13 protein-coding genes and 1 pseudogene are annotated in these 16,166 nt (G+C 70.8%); 9 read left to right on the top strand and 5 right to left on the bottom strand.

Annotated elements, in window-relative coordinates; all coding sequences use genetic code 11:
* Positions 1 to 65 precede the first annotated feature (65 nt).
* From IE136_RS25885 to IE136_RS25875, 3 genes are all read right to left on the bottom strand, one after another.
* Positions 66 to 659: a hypothetical protein gene (locus IE136_RS25885; protein ID WP_189601544.1), complete on the bottom strand. Its 594-nt coding sequence runs from the start codon at positions 657 to 659 to the stop codon at positions 66 to 68.
* Positions 660 to 774: 115 nt separating this feature from the next.
* Complete coding sequence (locus tag IE136_RS25880; RefSeq protein ID WP_229819150.1) at positions 775 to 3,195, bottom strand: ABC transporter permease; 2,421 nt, start codon at positions 3,193 to 3,195, stop codon at positions 775 to 777.
* Positions 3,196 to 3,206: 11 nt separating this feature from the next.
* Positions 3,207 to 3,896, bottom strand: a complete 690-nt coding sequence (locus IE136_RS25875) for an ABC transporter ATP-binding protein (RefSeq protein WP_158983950.1) — start codon at positions 3,894 to 3,896, stop codon at positions 3,207 to 3,209.
* A 325-nt stretch (positions 3,897 to 4,221) separates the two neighbouring features.
* Here IE136_RS25875 and IE136_RS25870 point away from each other — a divergent pair, with 325 nt between their 5' ends.
* From IE136_RS25870 to IE136_RS25860, 3 genes are all read left to right on the top strand, one after another.
* Entirely contained in the window at positions 4,222 to 5,565 is a 1,344-nt protein-coding gene (locus IE136_RS25870; protein ID WP_308432463.1) for a sensor histidine kinase, read from the top strand.
* Entirely contained in the window at positions 5,562 to 6,290 is a 729-nt protein-coding gene (locus IE136_RS25865; RefSeq protein WP_158983954.1) for a response regulator, read from the top strand. The genes IE136_RS25870 and IE136_RS25865 overlap by 4 nt, the downstream gene beginning before the upstream one ends.
* A gap of 93 nt (positions 6,291 to 6,383) precedes the next feature.
* Positions 6,384 to 6,839, top strand: a complete 456-nt coding sequence (locus IE136_RS25860; protein WP_158993859.1) for an ATP-binding protein — start codon at positions 6,384 to 6,386, stop codon at positions 6,837 to 6,839.
* Between the two features lie 571 nt (positions 6,840 to 7,410).
* On the opposite strand, the gene IE136_RS25855 is transcribed toward IE136_RS25860, so the two are convergent.
* Together IE136_RS25855 and IE136_RS25850 are read right to left on the bottom strand one after the other, a co-directional pair.
* Entirely contained in the window at positions 7,411 to 7,950 is a 540-nt protein-coding gene (locus tag IE136_RS25855; protein WP_189601542.1) for a DM13 domain-containing protein, read from the bottom strand.
* A 260-nt stretch (positions 7,951 to 8,210) separates the two neighbouring features.
* A pseudogene (locus tag IE136_RS25850) lies at positions 8,211 to 8,459 on the bottom strand (hypothetical protein); the annotation flags it as partial.
* A 131-nt stretch (positions 8,460 to 8,590) separates the two neighbouring features.
* Here IE136_RS25850 and IE136_RS25845 point away from each other — a divergent pair.
* The 6 genes from IE136_RS25845 to IE136_RS25820 all read left to right on the top strand — a co-directional run.
* Positions 8,591 to 11,089, top strand: a complete 2,499-nt coding sequence (locus IE136_RS25845; RefSeq protein WP_189601541.1) for a helix-turn-helix transcriptional regulator — start codon at positions 8,591 to 8,593, stop codon at positions 11,087 to 11,089.
* 182 nt (positions 11,090 to 11,271) lie between these two features.
* Positions 11,272 to 11,478: a hypothetical protein gene (locus IE136_RS25840; RefSeq protein ID WP_158983961.1), complete on the top strand. Its 207-nt coding sequence runs from the start codon at positions 11,272 to 11,274 to the stop codon at positions 11,476 to 11,478.
* Positions 11,479 to 11,630: 152 nt separating this feature from the next.
* Positions 11,631 to 13,904 carry a hypothetical protein gene (locus tag IE136_RS25835; protein WP_189601540.1) on the top strand — a complete coding sequence of 758 codons (2,274 nt, stop codon included), beginning with the start codon at positions 11,631 to 11,633 and terminating at the stop codon, positions 13,902 to 13,904.
* 101 nt (positions 13,905 to 14,005) lie between these two features.
* The gene (locus IE136_RS25830; protein ID WP_189601539.1) at positions 14,006 to 14,335 is read left to right on the top strand and encodes a hypothetical protein; all 330 of its coding nucleotides are present in this window, start codon (positions 14,006 to 14,008) and stop codon (positions 14,333 to 14,335) included.
* On the top strand, positions 14,332 to 15,831 hold the full coding sequence (locus tag IE136_RS25825) for a PrsW family glutamic-type intramembrane protease (RefSeq protein ID WP_189601538.1): 1,500 nt from the start codon (positions 14,332 to 14,334) through the stop codon (positions 15,829 to 15,831). Before IE136_RS25830 ends, IE136_RS25825 begins: the two co-directional genes overlap by 4 nt.
* A 14-nt stretch (positions 15,832 to 15,845) precedes the next feature.
* A partial coding sequence (locus tag IE136_RS25820; protein ID WP_189601537.1) for a hypothetical protein occupies positions 15,846 to 16,166 on the top strand: 321 nt, incomplete at its 3' end.

Raw genomic sequence — 16,166 nt, 5'->3', positions numbered from 1 at the left:
CGGCGGCCGTACGACGACACTCACCGGCCCGGCCGCGCGTGCGCGGCCGGGCCGACGCGCCGTCCTCACCACCCGATCCGCGGCGCCCCGAGCACCTCACCACCCACCTGTTCGGCCGGCATCCGCGCCCGGTCGGGCCCCGACCTCTTGTCCACGTGAACGAACACCGTGTGGTCCTCGGTCCACCGGGACAGCTCCGGGTCGTCACTGTGGAACACCACCTGAACCCCGTCGTACTGCTCCGAACCAGCCGTCCCGGACTCCGGGTCCTCCGGCCAACGGCCGTGCCAGTCCATCGAACCGGACATCGCACCGACAGCCCTGAGGAACGGCTGCTCGACACCGTCGCGCGGAACCCACGCCGAGACGCTCAGCGGCAGTTCATCCCACAGCACGGCGTCAGCCGCCGTCGCCACGTCATCCAGATCGCAGCACAGGTCCTCACCTGTCTCGGGATCCGTCCGGGCCACCGCGTAGTCGAAAGCCGCTCCCGGCACCGCCGCCGCCATCCGGCGTGCCTCCTGCGGAGTCCGCGGCTCCGCGCCCACCCACATCTCGTCGCCGGTCCACTCCAGGAACCCGCGCAGACGCCTCGCCAGCCCGTACGCCTCCTCGGCATCGGCGGTCCGGAAGACGGGGTACGCCCGTGAGTGGCCCATGATCCCGCACCCTCACACGACACCACCGCCGGCCGCCACCGGATTCGGCCGGAGGAGGCCGATCGTCAGCGGCTCGGCGAAGCGGCCGACCGGCGACCGGTCCGGGCAACCCACGTCACTCCGCCCGCAACGCCCGTGCCGTCTCCGTCCGAGCCGCCCAGCCCGCCGGCAACAGTGCGCCCAGGAGTGCGATCGTCACCCCGGCAAGGGCCAGCAGCCCCAGCAGGGGCGCGCCGTACACGTCGATGTCGGCCGGTGGGATCGTCGTACCGGCCGCGCGGCCCATCGCCGGCATCACCCAGCCGTGCAACGCCACCCCCACCGGGACGCCGACCGCCCCGGCCACCAGGCCGATCACGCCCACAGAGGTGAGGACCTGTGTGACCGTCTGCCTCGGTGTCATGCCCAGTGCCTTGAGCACCCCCAGGTCACGTACGCGGTCCCGGGTGTCCAGGACCACGGTGTTGAGCACGCCCAGACAGGCCACGGCGACCAGCATCAGCGTCAGCATGGCGATCAGTGCCTGCATCGCGCGGATCACGCCGGACTTGCCGGTCTCGGTGATTTCCGCCTGCGCGCCGAGCGGCTCCAGGGCGGTGTTCAGCTCGTCGACGTAACGCGCCTTGTCGGTGCCGGACGTGACCTCCACGCTGAAGGCGGACGGCATGAAGCGGAGCTCCAGTGCCGCGACCGACGAAGCGTCGGTACGCACCGCCATCCCCTTGTCGCCGAGATCGAAGACCTCGCCGACGATCCGCAGCCGGACCGTACGGCCTTCCTCGGACAGGACCACAGTCTCCCCCACCCCCACCCCCGTGACCTGGAGGAAGCGCGAGGCCGCGACCGCCTCGCCCGGGGCGTCGAACCAGCGGCCCGACACCATGGTGGCGCCGCTGCCGGAGCCCTCGCCTTCGTACGCGACCAGAGGCGCGCCTCCCGTCAGGCCCGCCACTCCCACCTCCGTCCGGGCCGCCCGGTGGAAGGACGCGATCTCCGGTCCGGCCACGATCGCCGAGGCCACCGCCGCCGCGTCGGCCGGTTCACGGGGAGCCGCGGCGGACGGTCCCTCCTCCGGCCGGGACACCGTGTGCACGGTGACGTCACCCGTCCGGTCCGGGTCCCCGTCGGTGTTGACCGCGATCAGCGTGCTGCCGAGACCCACCGCGAACGTCACCGCGAGGGCCCCGAACGCGATGGCCGCGGCCATGGTCGCCGCGCGTGCGGGGCGGGCGAAGGGACTCGCCATGCCCAGGGTGACAGGGCGTGGCAGTGGCAGCCGGCCCAGCCGATGCCGTAGCCGCCTGCCTCGACCGCCGGACGGGACCCGGCCCACGGTGATCACGTCCATGGTGCGCAGTCGCGCCGCCCGCAGTGCGGGTCCGAACGCGGTGGCGGTCACGAGGGCCAAGGCCCCGGCCGGCACGACGAGGTCCACCCACAGCGGGATCATCGTCACCGCCGTGTCGTACGCCTCCGCCACCTCCGCCATGAGCGGCACGGCGAGCGTGTTGCCGAGGCCCACGCCGAGGACGGCGCCCACCGACGCCGGGAGCAGCGCTTGGGCGACGTACGCGCGCCCGACCTGCGACGGAGTGAAACCGAGGGACTTGAGGATGCCGATCCGCCGCGCCGCGGCGCCGACCGCGCCGCTGACCACGATGCCGATGACCAGGACGGACATCGCCAGGCCCAGCAGGGCGAAGGCCGTGACGAAGGGGATGAACGCCGCCGTGTTCTCCTGGGCGGTCTGTCGGAAGTCGAGATACGACTGGCTGCCGGCGACAGCGCCGGGTGGCATGTCGGCCGCGACCGCGTCGAGGCCGGCCTCGACGTCCGCGACGGTGGCGGCGGCGGTGAACCGGTAGAGCATCTGGTAGCGGGGCTTCGCGCCCGTCTGCCCTGCCTTCCCCGCCTGGCCCGTCCCCCTCTGCCCGGCCAGAGCTGTCAGTTGGGTCGGCACGACCCACGCGTCGGCGCTCTCGCCCACCGATTCGGCGACCCCCACCACTGTCAGCTCGGTGCCGCCGACCACCATCCGCTCGCCGGTTCTTGTGCCGGGATGTCCTGCGCCCGCCTCGAGGACGATCTCCCCGGGAGCACCGACCCACCGGCCCTCGATCAGCTCCACCCGGTCCACGTCGCTGTCGGCCGATGGGCGCCCGACCACCGCCAGCGGCGCCGGCTGGAAGGCGGGCGGTGCGTCCTCAGGGGCCTGCGGGCGTACGGAGGTGACGGCGAACGGTCCCGCCGCCGCGACGACGCCGGACGCCCGTGCGGTGGTCGCGAGTCGGTCCCTGGAGACCGCTGAACCGTCGAACTGCACCGTCAGATGCGCCCCTTGCTGCTGGGCGAAGGCGCGGTCGAACGGCGCCCGGGACGCGACGAGGAGCCCGACGGCGAGTACGGAAGCGGCGACCGAGAACAGTGTGGTGAGGACGATCACCACGGTCTGGGCGCGTCGCCGCCCGACTCCGGCACGCACGACCCGCCCGAGCGCGCCTCGCCCCGTCCCGCCGACCACGCCCCGCCTCGTCACGGCCCGCCCGCTCATCGAGCCACCGCCGAGACGTCCCGTGCGATGCGTCCGTCGAGGAATTCGATCGTCCGCGTCGCGCACGACTCGGCCAGCGCCAGATCGTGGGTGACCAGCACGATCGTCTGCCCGTCGGCGTTCAGCTCGCGCAGCAGGTCACGTACGTCGGCGCCCGACGCGGTGTCCAGCGCCCCCGTGGGCTCGTCGGCGAGGAGCAGCGGCGGGCGGTTCATCAGTGCCCTTGCGACGGCCACACGTTGACGCTCGCCGCCCGAGAGGCGGCCCGGATACCCCTGCGCGTGGCGGTCGATGCCGAGGTACGCCAGCAGCTCGGCGGCCCGAGCGGCCGCTTGGGCTCGGGGCATCCCGGACAGCTGCGCCGGCAGCAGCACGTTGTCGGTGACGGTCAGGTCGTCGAGGAGGTTGAAGAACTGGAAGACCATGCCGATACGGGAGCGCCGGTACTTCGCCGAGGCGCTCTCGCTCAGCTCGTCCACACGGAGCCCGTCGACGGTGACGCTGCCCGTGGTCGGTCGGTCGAGTCCGGCGATCAGGTTGAGCAGCGTCGACTTGCCGCTGCCGGAGGGGCCGAGCACGGCCAGCGCCTCTCCGGCCCGCACCGTCAGCGTCAGCCGGTCCAGTACGGCTGGTCCCTCGTCGTACGCCTTGCTCACCTCGCGTACGTCGATGAGGGGGTCGGTCATCGGTCCTCCACGGTTCGGGCCGTCGGGAAGGGTGTCCCGGGCCGTGCCCGTTTCCGCTTCCCGACTGCTGCTCGGGTGTCGCCTCTGGGGCGACGCGCCGACGCTAGGCGCGACCGCCCGGCGGGCGCGTCGGCCGCGGTGCGGAAGATCCGTACCGTACGAGGAGGAGGGGCGGGGCCGTCATCCCCGCGAGGTACGCCCGTGGTGGAGGCGGCTGCGTCTCGCGGCTGATCCGGCGCGGGCGACGGCTTGGCAGACTGACCCGGTGATGAGGAAAGAGGCAGTCGTCCGCTGGGTACGTGGGCCGGCGGTCGTCGATGCGCCCGTGCGACTCTCGCGTGGGGCCTGGGCGGTCGACGCGTCGATCGCCCTGTTGCTCGCTGTGGGCACGGTGGTCGGCGATCTGAACCGGTCGTACGTGGAGGTCCGTCCCGAGTTCGACACGACCGGGGTCCCGGTTCGGCTTCCGCTTCCGGCTCCGGTCGACGGCGTCGCACCTGTACCGCCGCTCCCTGTCACGCCGCCTCCGGTGCCGCCCCTGCCCGAACTGCCCGGTATACCCACGGGCGGGGATCCGCCGCACGCCGTGTCGGCCTTCCAGCACACACTGCCTCCCGTCGAACCCTGGGAGCTGATGGTCGCCGTACTGACCGCCCTGCCGCTGGCGCTGCGCCGTCGCTGTCCTCTCGCCGTCTACTGGGCGGTGATGGGCGCGACCGTGCTGCTGCACCAGGGCCGGGCCGCGGCGGACGCCACGACGGTCACGTTCGCCTCCGGGCTGATCGCGGCGTACAGCGCGGCGGTGTACAGCCCGCACCGGAAGGCCGCCGTGGCCTCACTGCTCGCCGGAGTGGGGCTGTACGCGGTGTTCCCTCTGGTCCCGGATGTGAACCAGGGTCTGGTCCCCCTGCTCGTACTCCTCCCGGTCGCGCTGGCCGCTCACGGCGTCCACACCTGGCGGCAGCGCATGCGGGTGCTGAGGGAAGAACAGCAGGCGGCGCTGCGGCGGGCCGTGGAACGGGAGCGTTCACGTATCGCGCGTGAGCTCCACGACGTGGTGACCCACAACGTGAGCATGATGACGATTCAGGCGGGGGCGGCGCGCAAGGTGCTGGACACGGCGCCCGACCTGGCCCGGGAGGCGATGCTGGCGGTGGAGTCGGCGGGACGGTCGGCGATGTCGGAGCTGCGCCATGTGATGGGGCTCCTCACGATGGCCGCCGCCGACGGTCCCGCCGCCACGGCCGACGACCCGGCCACTGATGTCGACCTGGCGCCTCAGCCGGGCCTGGACCGGCTGGAGGAGCTGGCCGACCGCGTGCGCGGCACCGGCGTGCCCGTGGAGGTGGCGGTGCGGGGTACGCCGACGGTGCTGCCGGCCGGGGTGGACCTGACGGCCTATCGGGTCGCGCAGGAGGCACTGACCAACGCGGTCAAACACGCGGCGGGGGCGAGTGTGTCGGTCACGGTGGAGTACGCGCCCGGTGAGCTGCGGGTGGAGGTGACGGACACGGGCGGGCAGCCGCGGCCGTCAGCCGCCCCGGGAAGCGGTCGGGGTCTGCTGGGTCTTCGGGAACGGCTGGCGATCTACGGCGGTACGCTTCAGGCCGGCGGACGCCCGCGCGGGGGCTACCGGGTCCGTGCCGTCATTCCGGTGGAGGAGCTGTGACCAAGGCACCCAGAGTGGTGATCGTCGACGACCAGTCCCTGGTGCGCACCGGCTTCCGGATGATCCTCGCGGCCGACGGCATCGAGGTGGTCGCGGAGGCGTCCGACGGCGAGGAGGCGATCGCCGCGGTCCGCCGCACGCGCCCCGACGTGGTCCTGATGGACATCCGGATGCCGGGCACCGACGGTCTGGAGGCCACGCGCCGCATCTTCGAGGACGACAGGACTCGGCGCGGCGGGACGGAGGACGGCGGGTCAGGGGGCGGCTCGGAGCCGCCGCGCGTCATCATCCTCACCACCTACGACCTCGACCGTTACGTCTACGCCGCGCTCGGCGCGGGCGCCAGCGGCTTCCTCCTCAAGGACGTCACTCCCGAGCACCTGACGGCCGCCGTCCACCTGGTCCGCTCCGGGGACGCCCTGTTGGCCCCGGCCATCACCCGCCGCCTGGTCGAGCGCTTCGCGGGCGCGGCGGGCGACCGGACCGCGCCCCTCCACCGTGACCTGTCCACACTCACCCCGCGTGAGCTGGAGGTCCTCGAAGCCCTCGCGCGCGGCCACAGCAACGCCGAACTGGCCGCCCGTTTCCAGCTCAGCGAAGCCACGGTGAAGACCCACGTCGCCCGCATCCTCTCGAAGCTCCGCCTCCGCGACCGCGCCCAGGCGGTGATCGCCGCCTACGAGACGGGCTTGATCACCCCCGGCTCGGACGGCGTCCCGCGCTGAACAAGCACCCCGGTACGTCTGCCGGGAGAATTGTCGGGTATGCGGGTCCCGTACGGACACCGACGCGGACAGCGGCCATAGGGAGTGATGAAGGTGACGGTCAAGGCGATGGGTTGGGCACACTCGTTCCCCGTGTCCGGTGGTGTGCGGGCCGGACGGCAGTGGACACGGGAGCATCTGGAATCCCTGCCGTGGACCGCCGAGGAGCCCGAGACGGTGGACGCCGTCGTCCTGGCGGTGTCCGAACTGCTCACCAACGCCCATATCCACGCGCACAGCGACGCGCAGCTCGTCCTCACCTGGGACGGCGACTGCCTCCACATAAGCGTCCACGATGAGGACCCCACACTGCCCAGGCCTCGTAACCCCGACGACGGTGCGGTCTCCGGTCGGGGCGTGAGCATCGTGCAGGCCCTCGCCGACGAGTGGGGCATGCAATGCCGGCGCCAGGGCAAGACGGTGACGGCGTGCTTCCGCCCAGCCGGCGCCCAGCACGGCGACGGCGGCGATTCCACGACCGAGAACGAGCAGTCGGCACCGCCGCGCTGACCGTCCTTGCCCAGGACCCGGTCGGCGGCTCTTCGGGCCGGGGACGAAGACGGCCCTCGCGAGGATCGAACAAGCCCGCCCGCTCGGCTCCGCAGGCCACTCCTGGGTCGACTGACGCCTGCCGCGGGCGAAGGAGCGGTGGACTATGCGCTGCTTCGGGCGCAGCGGCGATGGTTTCAGTTCGGCGGGGGCGTACCGGTGTCGGCCTGACATGAGGCCCACACGACGAGCCCAGCACCGCGAGCATCGGCGTCCCGCCGCGATCTCTGGCGGGAGCAGTCCGTCCCCCGGTACTCCGGCAAGGCCCAGGACCGCCGGAGTCAAAGAGCTCCCGTAGAGGGGGAAGTCAGCGACTCCTCGCGCCCGCGTGACGCGTGCGTGGGTGGCAGGTGACCGACGCGGTGACCATCCCCTCGGCCAGGCCTCGCCGTCGTACGCGGTTGGACGACCAGGAGCGCAAGCACGACGGACGCGCCGAACTGACCGGCGTCAAGATCCACCGGTCAGACGACGACCGGGACGACACCGCCAGCCGTCTTCGACGCTCTCGACGCACCTGCCAGAGCTCCGGTCAGGCCAGAGGTGCGGCGCCGAAGGAGACATCGAAGCGGTCGCACCAGATGGTGACGCTGGTGAGACCGGAGGGGTCGACGTCGGCGGGCACGGCGTAGTTCTGGTCGCCCTTGTTGCCCTTCAGCTTGCCGAGGCTGACGTACGTCCCGTCGTCGAAGACGTGCCACCCCGCTTTTCCCTTTTTGACGGGGGCGTCAGTCAGCCAGACGCGCAGGTCGGGACCGTTGCTGGTATCCAGGTTCTCCAAGCGCACCGTGTGCGAGCCGTCGGGCAGCCGGATCAGCTTCACAGTCCCTGTGGTCGTGTGCTCGTGGCTGGTGAAGGTGCCCTGCGCCACGGTCGTGGGGGTGGCCGGCGAGGTCGTCGGCACGGAGGGTGCCGCGCTCGGCGTCCGGGAGGACGGAGCCGCAGACCCGGTCGGCAGCGCTTCGTTCACGGTCTCGTCCACCCACAGCGCCCAGGGCTTGAACCACACCAGCCCGGCCGCCACCACGGCCACGGTCAGTACCGCCGCCGCGGCCCACCACTGCTTCCTCACGAAACGTCCCCACTTTCTTCGCGCACTGCCTCTTCTGGGAGCATTCAACGCGACCGGGCGGCCGACCGGGAGACCCGGTCCGATGACGAATGGCTTACGTCATCCGTGGCGTCATGAGTGGGGTACCGGCGGGGCGGACGCTGTTGCCACCTGCGGCCGCGTGGGCCGGCTCGTATCCGCCGTTGAGCTGCCGACGGCCGGGACTCCGCAGGGGCCACCGCGCGGGCTTGACAGGAACACGTGCATTTGACGCGACCTCGTCACCATCTCTCGCAGCCGGCCACGACGGCCAGCAGGACGAGCGCGATGGCCGCCAGCTGGAGGCACCCGTGGCCTCTGCCCGGTCTCCTCTTGCGGGTCTCGACGTGGCCACCGGGGGCAGTGCCGGGATGCCTGCGGGCGTAGTGCTCGATCTGCCGGCGCAGTCCCTCGGACTCCCCGAGCCAGGGCGTCTTGAAGCTGCACTCGCCGCACCAGTAACGGTTGACCACGTCGGCTCCCTGCCTTTCGTCGCTGTGCGCACGGGACCCTGACGGTGACCTTGGTCATGTCGGCTGTACAGGTCAGGGAACCGGCCATCGGTGACCGGTGCCGCGGGTAGGCTCACCGCCGTTCGTACTGGTGGGTAGGGAGACGTTCGGTGGCAGACGACCTCGGCACGTTGTTACGGAAGCTGCGCGAGGGGGCGGCTTTGACGCAGGAACAGGTGGCCGAACGGTCCGGGGTGAGCGTGCGGACCATTCGCCGACTGGAGAGCGGCAGCTCCTCGAACCACCGCATGGGAACGCTGAACCTGCTCGCGGACGCGCTCGACCTCGGCGAGGAGGACCGCCGACGCTTGGCGGCCACCATCACCAGCCCCCGTGGGGGGCCGGCCTCCCGAGCACCTGTACCCCAACAGCCCACCGCGCCCGAAACCGCGCCCGAAACCGCGGCGGGCGTCCCCGTAGCCGGTGCTCTTCGGCCCGGCCAGGCGCCGCCAGGCCGCGCCACGTCCGCGCCGCCCGGCCGCTTACCCTTGCATGACACACTCACCGCCGCCGCTCAAGAACTGGCGACGGAGGTCCGTCGCCGTTGGCGCCGCGAGGAGGCGCAACGCCGGGTCCACGACCCGTTTCCCCTGCCGGTCCGGTGGGGGCCGGCGCCTGCCGGTCTGACCGACCGCACGGAGAACGTCCAGCGTCTCTGGCCCGGGGAGACGGCGCTGGAGGTCGACCTGGAGGGTGATCTGCGGAGTGTGTCCGACGTCTACCTCAGGATCCCTTCCGGGCGACTGGCGATCCTCGGCCGGGCCGGTTCGGGGAAGTCCGTACTCACGATCAGGTTCGTCCTGGACCTTCTGGAGGCCCCGGTCCCGCACGGCCGTGTGCCGGTCATCTTCAGTGTCGGCTCCTGGGACCCCACGACCACCGCACTGCGAGACTGGCTGATCGGCCGGCTTCTGCGCGACCATCCCCACCTGGCCGGCCGCGGGCCCCGCGGAGCGACCCTGGCCACCGCGCTGGTCGACGCCGACCTGATCCTCCCCGTCCTGGACGGGTTCGACGAGATCGCCGAAGGTCTGCGGCGGGAGGCCCTGGACGCGCTCAACGCCACCTCGTCACCGCTCGTCCTCACCAGTCGGCGCGAGGAGTACGCCGAAGCGGTACGGGCCGCGCACGCGCCGCTCGTCTGGGCGGCGGGCATCGAGCTCACCGACCTGACCCTCGACGACCTCGCCGGCTACCTGCCGCGTACCACCCGGCCGATCACACGCGACACGAGCGGAGACGACGGTATCGGCGCAACAGGGACGGTGTGGGACGCGGTCCTCCAAGAACTGCGCAGCCAAGGGAGCCCGACGGGTGCGAACCTCGCGACAGTCCTGACCACGCCGCTCATGGTCATCCTCGCCCGCACGCTCTACAGCGAGACGCCCGGCCAGGATCCCGCCGAGCTCCTCCACGCCAAGCGCTTCCCCACGGTGAAGAGCCTGGAGGAACACCTGCTGGCGGGTTTCGTGCCTGCCGTCTACCGGCGCAGCGCGCCCGAACGGGACGCCGCAGGCCGCCAGCCCAGGACGCCGAGCCGGGATGCCGCGAGTGCCGAACGCTGGCTCGGCCACCTCGCCCACCACCTCGTCCGTTTCGACCGCGACCGGCACGACATCGCGTGGTGGCAGCTCAGCGACACCCTGTCGCGCTCGACCCGCACCCTGGCCGTTTTCCTGGCCACCGCCCTGAGCGTCACCCTGGCCGACTGGGTGGTCGGCCTGCTGCTCACCCCGCTCGCGATCGGTGAACTCCTGCTGCAGGGCAGTCTCATGGGACCTGCCGCAGGCATCTCCTTCGGATCCGTTTACGCGATCATGGACAGATTCGGCGGCGGAGCGGTCGTCGAACCGACCCGTGTCCGGGTGACGCTGCGAGCCCTCCACGACGGTCTCGGCCACCGACCCCTGCGGACCTTCATCGTCCGCTTCGGGCACGGTCTGTTCGGTGGGACCGTGATGGGCATCGGGTGCGCCTGTGGCCTCGCCCTCGAGCGCGCGCTGTACCGGGGGGCCTCTCTCACCGACCCGCGCGTCATCGAGGGCACTCTGATCAACATGGTGGTCCTCGGGCTGATCTTCGGCTCGGCCGCCGGCCTCGTCTTCGGGCTCATGGCCGCACTCGAAGCACCCGTGGACGTGACCACGGCGGCTACTCCGGTCAGTCTGTTGAACTCGAACCGAACGACGATGGTGCGGCAGTTCCTGGTGCTGGCCACCACGCTCACCCTGGCCATCGCCTTCGGCGGGTACGTGATCGTCCAGCTGCTCCAGGGCTCGATGGGACGACTCAACTGGGGACTTGCCGACAGCCTGTTCATCGGAACGGTCGGCGGCCTCGGTGGCGCGGCCTCCTATGTGCTCGCCTTCACCGCCTGGGGACAGTGGTTCGTGTTCTCACGTGTCTGGCTGCCCCTGACCGGCAAGCTGCCCTGGGACCCCGCCGCGTTCCTGGACGACGCCTACCAGCGCGGAGTCCTGCGACAGACCGGTGCCGTGTACCAGTTCCGCCATGTCCGGCTGCAGCACCACCTCGGAAACGCGTTCCGTCGGCAGCACCCGGACTTCGCACCGGCCACCTTCCCGCCCTCAGAGGCCGACGACTCCTGACCGCGGGAGCGTGACACCGGTCGAACGCGGCGGTGTCACGGCAGCGTGGGGCCTCGGGTGACGGCCGGTCACAAATGACCGGTGGCACGGCCTGTCCGCCGGGTGGTACGGGAGACCAGCATCGGGGCGTCCGGCCCGCGACACCTCACCGCGTCGCGAGCCTCCTCGACGAAGGGTTCCCGATGACACCCATGCGCCTCACCGCGTTCGGCGCGGCCCTCACGCCGGCCGCCCTGAAGGGCACCGGCACGGCGCACGCAGCAGCACCGGCCGCCGCGCCCGCGGCGACAGCCTCCGCCTCCGCGGCCGCGTCCTCGGCCGCTGCCGCCGTTCCCGCCTTCACCGCCCGCATCCCCCACCTCGAAACCGCCTTCCCCGCAGCCGACTGACCGGGGACGGCCACCTCGCATGGGTTCTCCTGCGGCCCGACTCACGAAGAGATCCCGCCGGTGCGAGCCGCCCGCGGCATACACGAAAGGAAAGGGACGTCATGGCTCCATACGCAGGGCCCCTGCGGACGCGCGGGCTCGCGGTGCTCGCGATGGTGATCGCGGTGCTGCTCGGCCCCCCGCCGTCGAGTTCGGCCGACGACCAACGACCACCCGGCGCGGCGGCAGGCGTCGACCTGTCAAAGCGATACCCCGGGAAGAACCCACTCCTCAGCCCGCCTCTTCTGCCGATCGCGGACCTTCGCGCCGCGCTCAGCCGTGCGCTGCTCAAGAGCGAGAAGGACGAGGCCTTCGACGCGTACCGCAACGGCGCAGTCGAAATGATCAACCCGTGGAGGCTGAGCGACAAGAAGATCGTGCGCCTCCTCGAGGAGAGAGCCCCGATCCTCCGCCCCAATCCCTCACTCGCCACCTCCCGCTCCGAGGTCTGGAGGGGTTCGCTCGTCACCGTGGATTCGGTCGATGAGTTCTTGACAGCCGAGGACCGGCGGGAGTTGAGGACGAACAATGTGCGCGTCCTGGTTGCCTTGAGTGCACTGAACATGCCTGACGGTCTGCATTCCGAGGCTGTCATCGGGCAGATTCTGAAGAAGCACCGCATCGGCCGGGATGCGATTGTCCTAGGAGGTTCCGAACGCCAGCATTGCCAACGTTGCGCACGGCTCTACCCTCCGGGCATACCTCTCGTTCACGCGCGTGAGTACGACCTCTCCGTCGCGGAAGTAGCCTCGTTGCCGACCGCGGTTGAGCGGGCCAAGCGGGAAGCGAAGGACAAGGGCCCAGATCAGCAGCGCAAGGCGGCTGAAAAGGTGCTCGAGGAATTCGAGACAGCAAAGAAGGACCGCAACGCAAAAGCTGCCCAGCAGTTGGGGATGGATCTCGAAGGAGTGAAGGATCGGGCAGCGAAACAGGAGAGTCTCGTCGGAGGCTCGCTGCCCTCCACCTTCGCCCATTCCGAGGCGCCGTGTCCCGTGGAGGGTATACAGGGGGCGGGCGCCCATGGCCTCGGCTCCACCACGTCGCAGGCCGTGTTGCTCGGGGCGGCGGCTCGGCGTACCAGTCCCTGTGACGAGCAGCAGCCCCCCGCCGGTCGCGCAGGCGCCACGGGGCTGAGCAAGGTGCTCGCCGAGCCTGGCATGGATCCGGGCGGCATCGACTTCTCCAGCATGGAACTGCGATACCTGTCCGACCCCGGTGACGGAAGCGGCCTGCAGTACTCGTTCAGCGCCGACCGCGACCCGATGAAGGGGGATGCGCGTACGTCCACCGGGCTCGCGGTGACGGACCAGACCTCCGACGCCTTCTTCGTCTGGCTTTCGCTGAACCCGAGGGCGTTCTGGGTCAATCTCAATCCGAACGAGCCGGACCGCATCGTCGACAGCCGGCTGGGCCGCACGGATGCCGGGCGCATCATGCTCCAGGCCGACCTGCGGATGAAGCAGACCGTCGCCAAGCTGATCCACCCCGACACCGCGACGGGCCGAGAGTTCTGGAACAGCATCTCCGGCGACTGCTTGTCGTTCCGGACCTGGATCCTCTCCGCGCCCGCCTCGGTGCATCAGAACGGCGACAAGCTCTACATCCTCGACGCGCCCCTCGACGTCCAGATGGAGACCCAGTACCTGCAGAAGCGCGGCGATTCGAAAGCCGCCGCATGCCCTCAACAGGACAAGGCCGCCGAGGACCGCAACGAGCGGCTGTTCCGGAGCCTCATCCTGCCCAAGCTGAAGCACTCCATCAACACGGCACCGGAATACTCCGAACTGCGGCGGGTCTATCTCGCCCGTGTGGCCGCCGAGTGGTACCGCGAACTGAGCCGTACCAAGGCCACCACCTATCGCGGCCTCGTCGACAAGGGTGACATCACCCACTGGCAGACCGAGAGCGACTGGAAGCCCACCGACACGTTCGACCAGTACGTCCGCTCCTACACCAAGGGTGAGTTCAAGGTCAGCAAGAGGACGACCAGCGGCGACAAGATCTACGTCCGTACCTACTCCTACGGCGGCGTCGACCTCACCAGGATTCCCCTTCGCAAGGTCCCGGACGACCGCTTCACGGCGCAGCACGCGGGCCTCACCAAGGACATCGACCAGTCACTGAACGCGCCCCGACCCTCGACCGGAGGCGACACCGTTTTGCTCGGCGCACCCACTCCACGCCAGGCCGCGGGGCTCGGAAGGCCCGAAGAGCCCACCTCGCCGACCGCGCTGACGCTACGTCTGCTTCCTGTGCTGCTGCTGCCCCTGGCTGCGCTGCTCTGGTGGCGTCGCCGTCGGCTGAGCGCTTCGGCTTCCGCAAGTCCCTTGCGCCGTGCGGCAGCCTCGTCCACCCGAACGGGCAACACCTTCCGGAGGCCGTCATGACCTCTCCCGCGGACAACTCCGCAGCCACGCCCCCGGCGTCCTCACCTCCCGGCCCTGCTCCTGCCTCGGGTGTGCCGGAGCGCCGCCCCTACGTGCGGTTGATGGCCGCGCTCGGTGGCATGGGCGCGGTGGCCGCAGTGATCGGCGCTCTGGTCGGCTTCACCACCGATCCGGCCTTCCCGTTGCCGGAGAAGTTGCCGACGTTGCCCGTGAGGCCAGGCATGCCCCCGGGCCTGCCGACCGGACCCGGGGCACTGCCCAGCGGATTCCCGAGCGGCTTCCCCACCGAGCTGCCCTCAGGCTTTCCGACCGACTTCCCCACCGACATGCCGACAAGCTTCCCGACCGACTTCCCCACCGATTTCTCCGGAGGGCTGCCGAGTGGCATCCCGACGGACGGCTCGGTCCCGAAGTCCGGAGGTACCCGATGACGACGGCCCACGGACTCCTCGCCCCACCATCGGGGCCGCCGCCGGCTCCCCCCGTCCCGCGCCCCGGCCTGCCCGCCGCGATCGCCGTGGCGGTCGCCCTGTCAGTGGCCTTCGCCATGAGCCAAGTCCTTTACTGGGCGCAGCCCGCCATCGCTTCCCCGCTGCCGTGGATGCGCGTGTTCCTGCTCCCGGAGTCGACTCCTTTCAGTTTGACGAGGAGGCTGCTCCATGTCGGCTGGGTGATCGCCGCAGTCCTCGGCCTGCTGCTCCTGATCACCTACCGACGAACGCCCCGGACCGGTCCGGGCGGCGGCGTCGGCGGCCGAACCTTGCGGGCCTGCCAGTTCGGCATCCTGGGCGCTCTGCTGCTGCCCTACGCCGTCATGCCACTGGACATTCTCGCCAGTGCCCCGCTCATTCTCCTGATGTGCCTGCCCACCACCGCGTTGGCACTGTTGTGCGTGCATCGAGTGCAGCTGTACCGTCGCCTGCCGGCATGGCTGCTGCTGACCGGCTTCAGCTGGGGTGTGCTGATCGGTGGCGGGTTCGGAACCGTCATGATCGTGTGGTTCCAGCGGTACGCGGGTGGCTACCTGCTCGACTGGGAACACCCCCGGGACGCGATCCGTTCGCTCTACACGCTGCTGTCCCTCAATGCCGGCACGTTCTCGGAAATGGGCAAGGCCGCCGGGGTCGCGATCCTCTACCTTCTCTTCCGACGGCACTTCGACGGCGTGGTCTCCGGCGCTGTCGTCGGAGCGGCGGTGGGGCTCGGCTACAACCTCACCGAGACCGTCCGGTTCATGGCTGAGATCGATCCCGGTCAGGCGACCACGCAGTTCTGGATGCGGCAGGTGATCGGGCTGATGGCCGTCCACGTCGCGTTCACCGCCGTAGTGGGCGCCGGCTTCGGCGCGGCACGCAGGCTGTCCGCCCGCAAGGACCGTCTGCTGGTCGTCGGCGGAGGCGTCATGGCCGCCATCGGCGGGCACTTCGTCACGGACGCGACCATGCCGAGGCTGGCCGCGTGGACCGAAAACCTCTTCTCCCACGACCAGACACTCGACCTGCTCCTGGGCGTGCCACTCGTCACGGCCGTCACATCCGGTCCGTTCGTCCTCGCGTACGTGGTGATCCTGCGGCGAGGCCTGCGCGAGCAGGCCGTCGGCCTCGCGGAGGCACTGCGGGGGGAAGCGGCCGCGGGCACGGGCGCGGTCACCCAGCCGGAGGCGGAGGTGCTGCTCGCCCCGCGCCGGCGTCTCCTGCTCGAACTGCGGGTGTGGCGCCGTGACGGAGTCGCGGGCCTCCGCCACCTGAGGCGCCTGCACCAGGCTCAGCTCGACCTGGCCACGCAGCACTGGCACCGCACGTCTCCGGGGGCGGACCCCTTCGTGCCCCCTGAGGCTCCTCTGCGTGCACGTGTGCGGGAGTTGAAAGGCCTCGTCGTACCCGCCGCTCGTCCGTCTTCGTCATCGGAGCAGGAGGTTCTGTCGTGATCATTCACAGGGGTGTGCGACTGCTGGCCCTGGCCACCGCAACCGCGCTGCTCGTCCTCGGTGCACCCGCCTCCGCGGCGGCTCAGTGCTCGAACCCTGATTACAAGGGCATCAGGTCGTTTCCCGGCGGAGCCTGCCCGGAGCACGTCGCAGGCATCGCGTCGGGCGCCGTGTGGGCTCTGCTCGCGCTCGCGGCCGGTCTCTGGCTCATCTCCGCGCTGCGCAGGTCCCGATCGGAAACCGACACCGACCTGGCCACGATCGACGCGGTGTTCAGCGATGCGTTGAACGAGGAATCGGCGGCAGGGCGGCGCGAGACGAACGACAGGTCCCTG

Source organism: Streptomyces lateritius, from assembly GCF_014649715.1.
Lineage (GTDB): Bacteria > Actinomycetota > Actinomycetes > Streptomycetales > Streptomycetaceae > Streptomyces > Streptomyces lateritius.
Note: the sequence above shows the minus strand (reverse complement) of the source record. Positions and strands in the feature narration are given on the sequence as shown.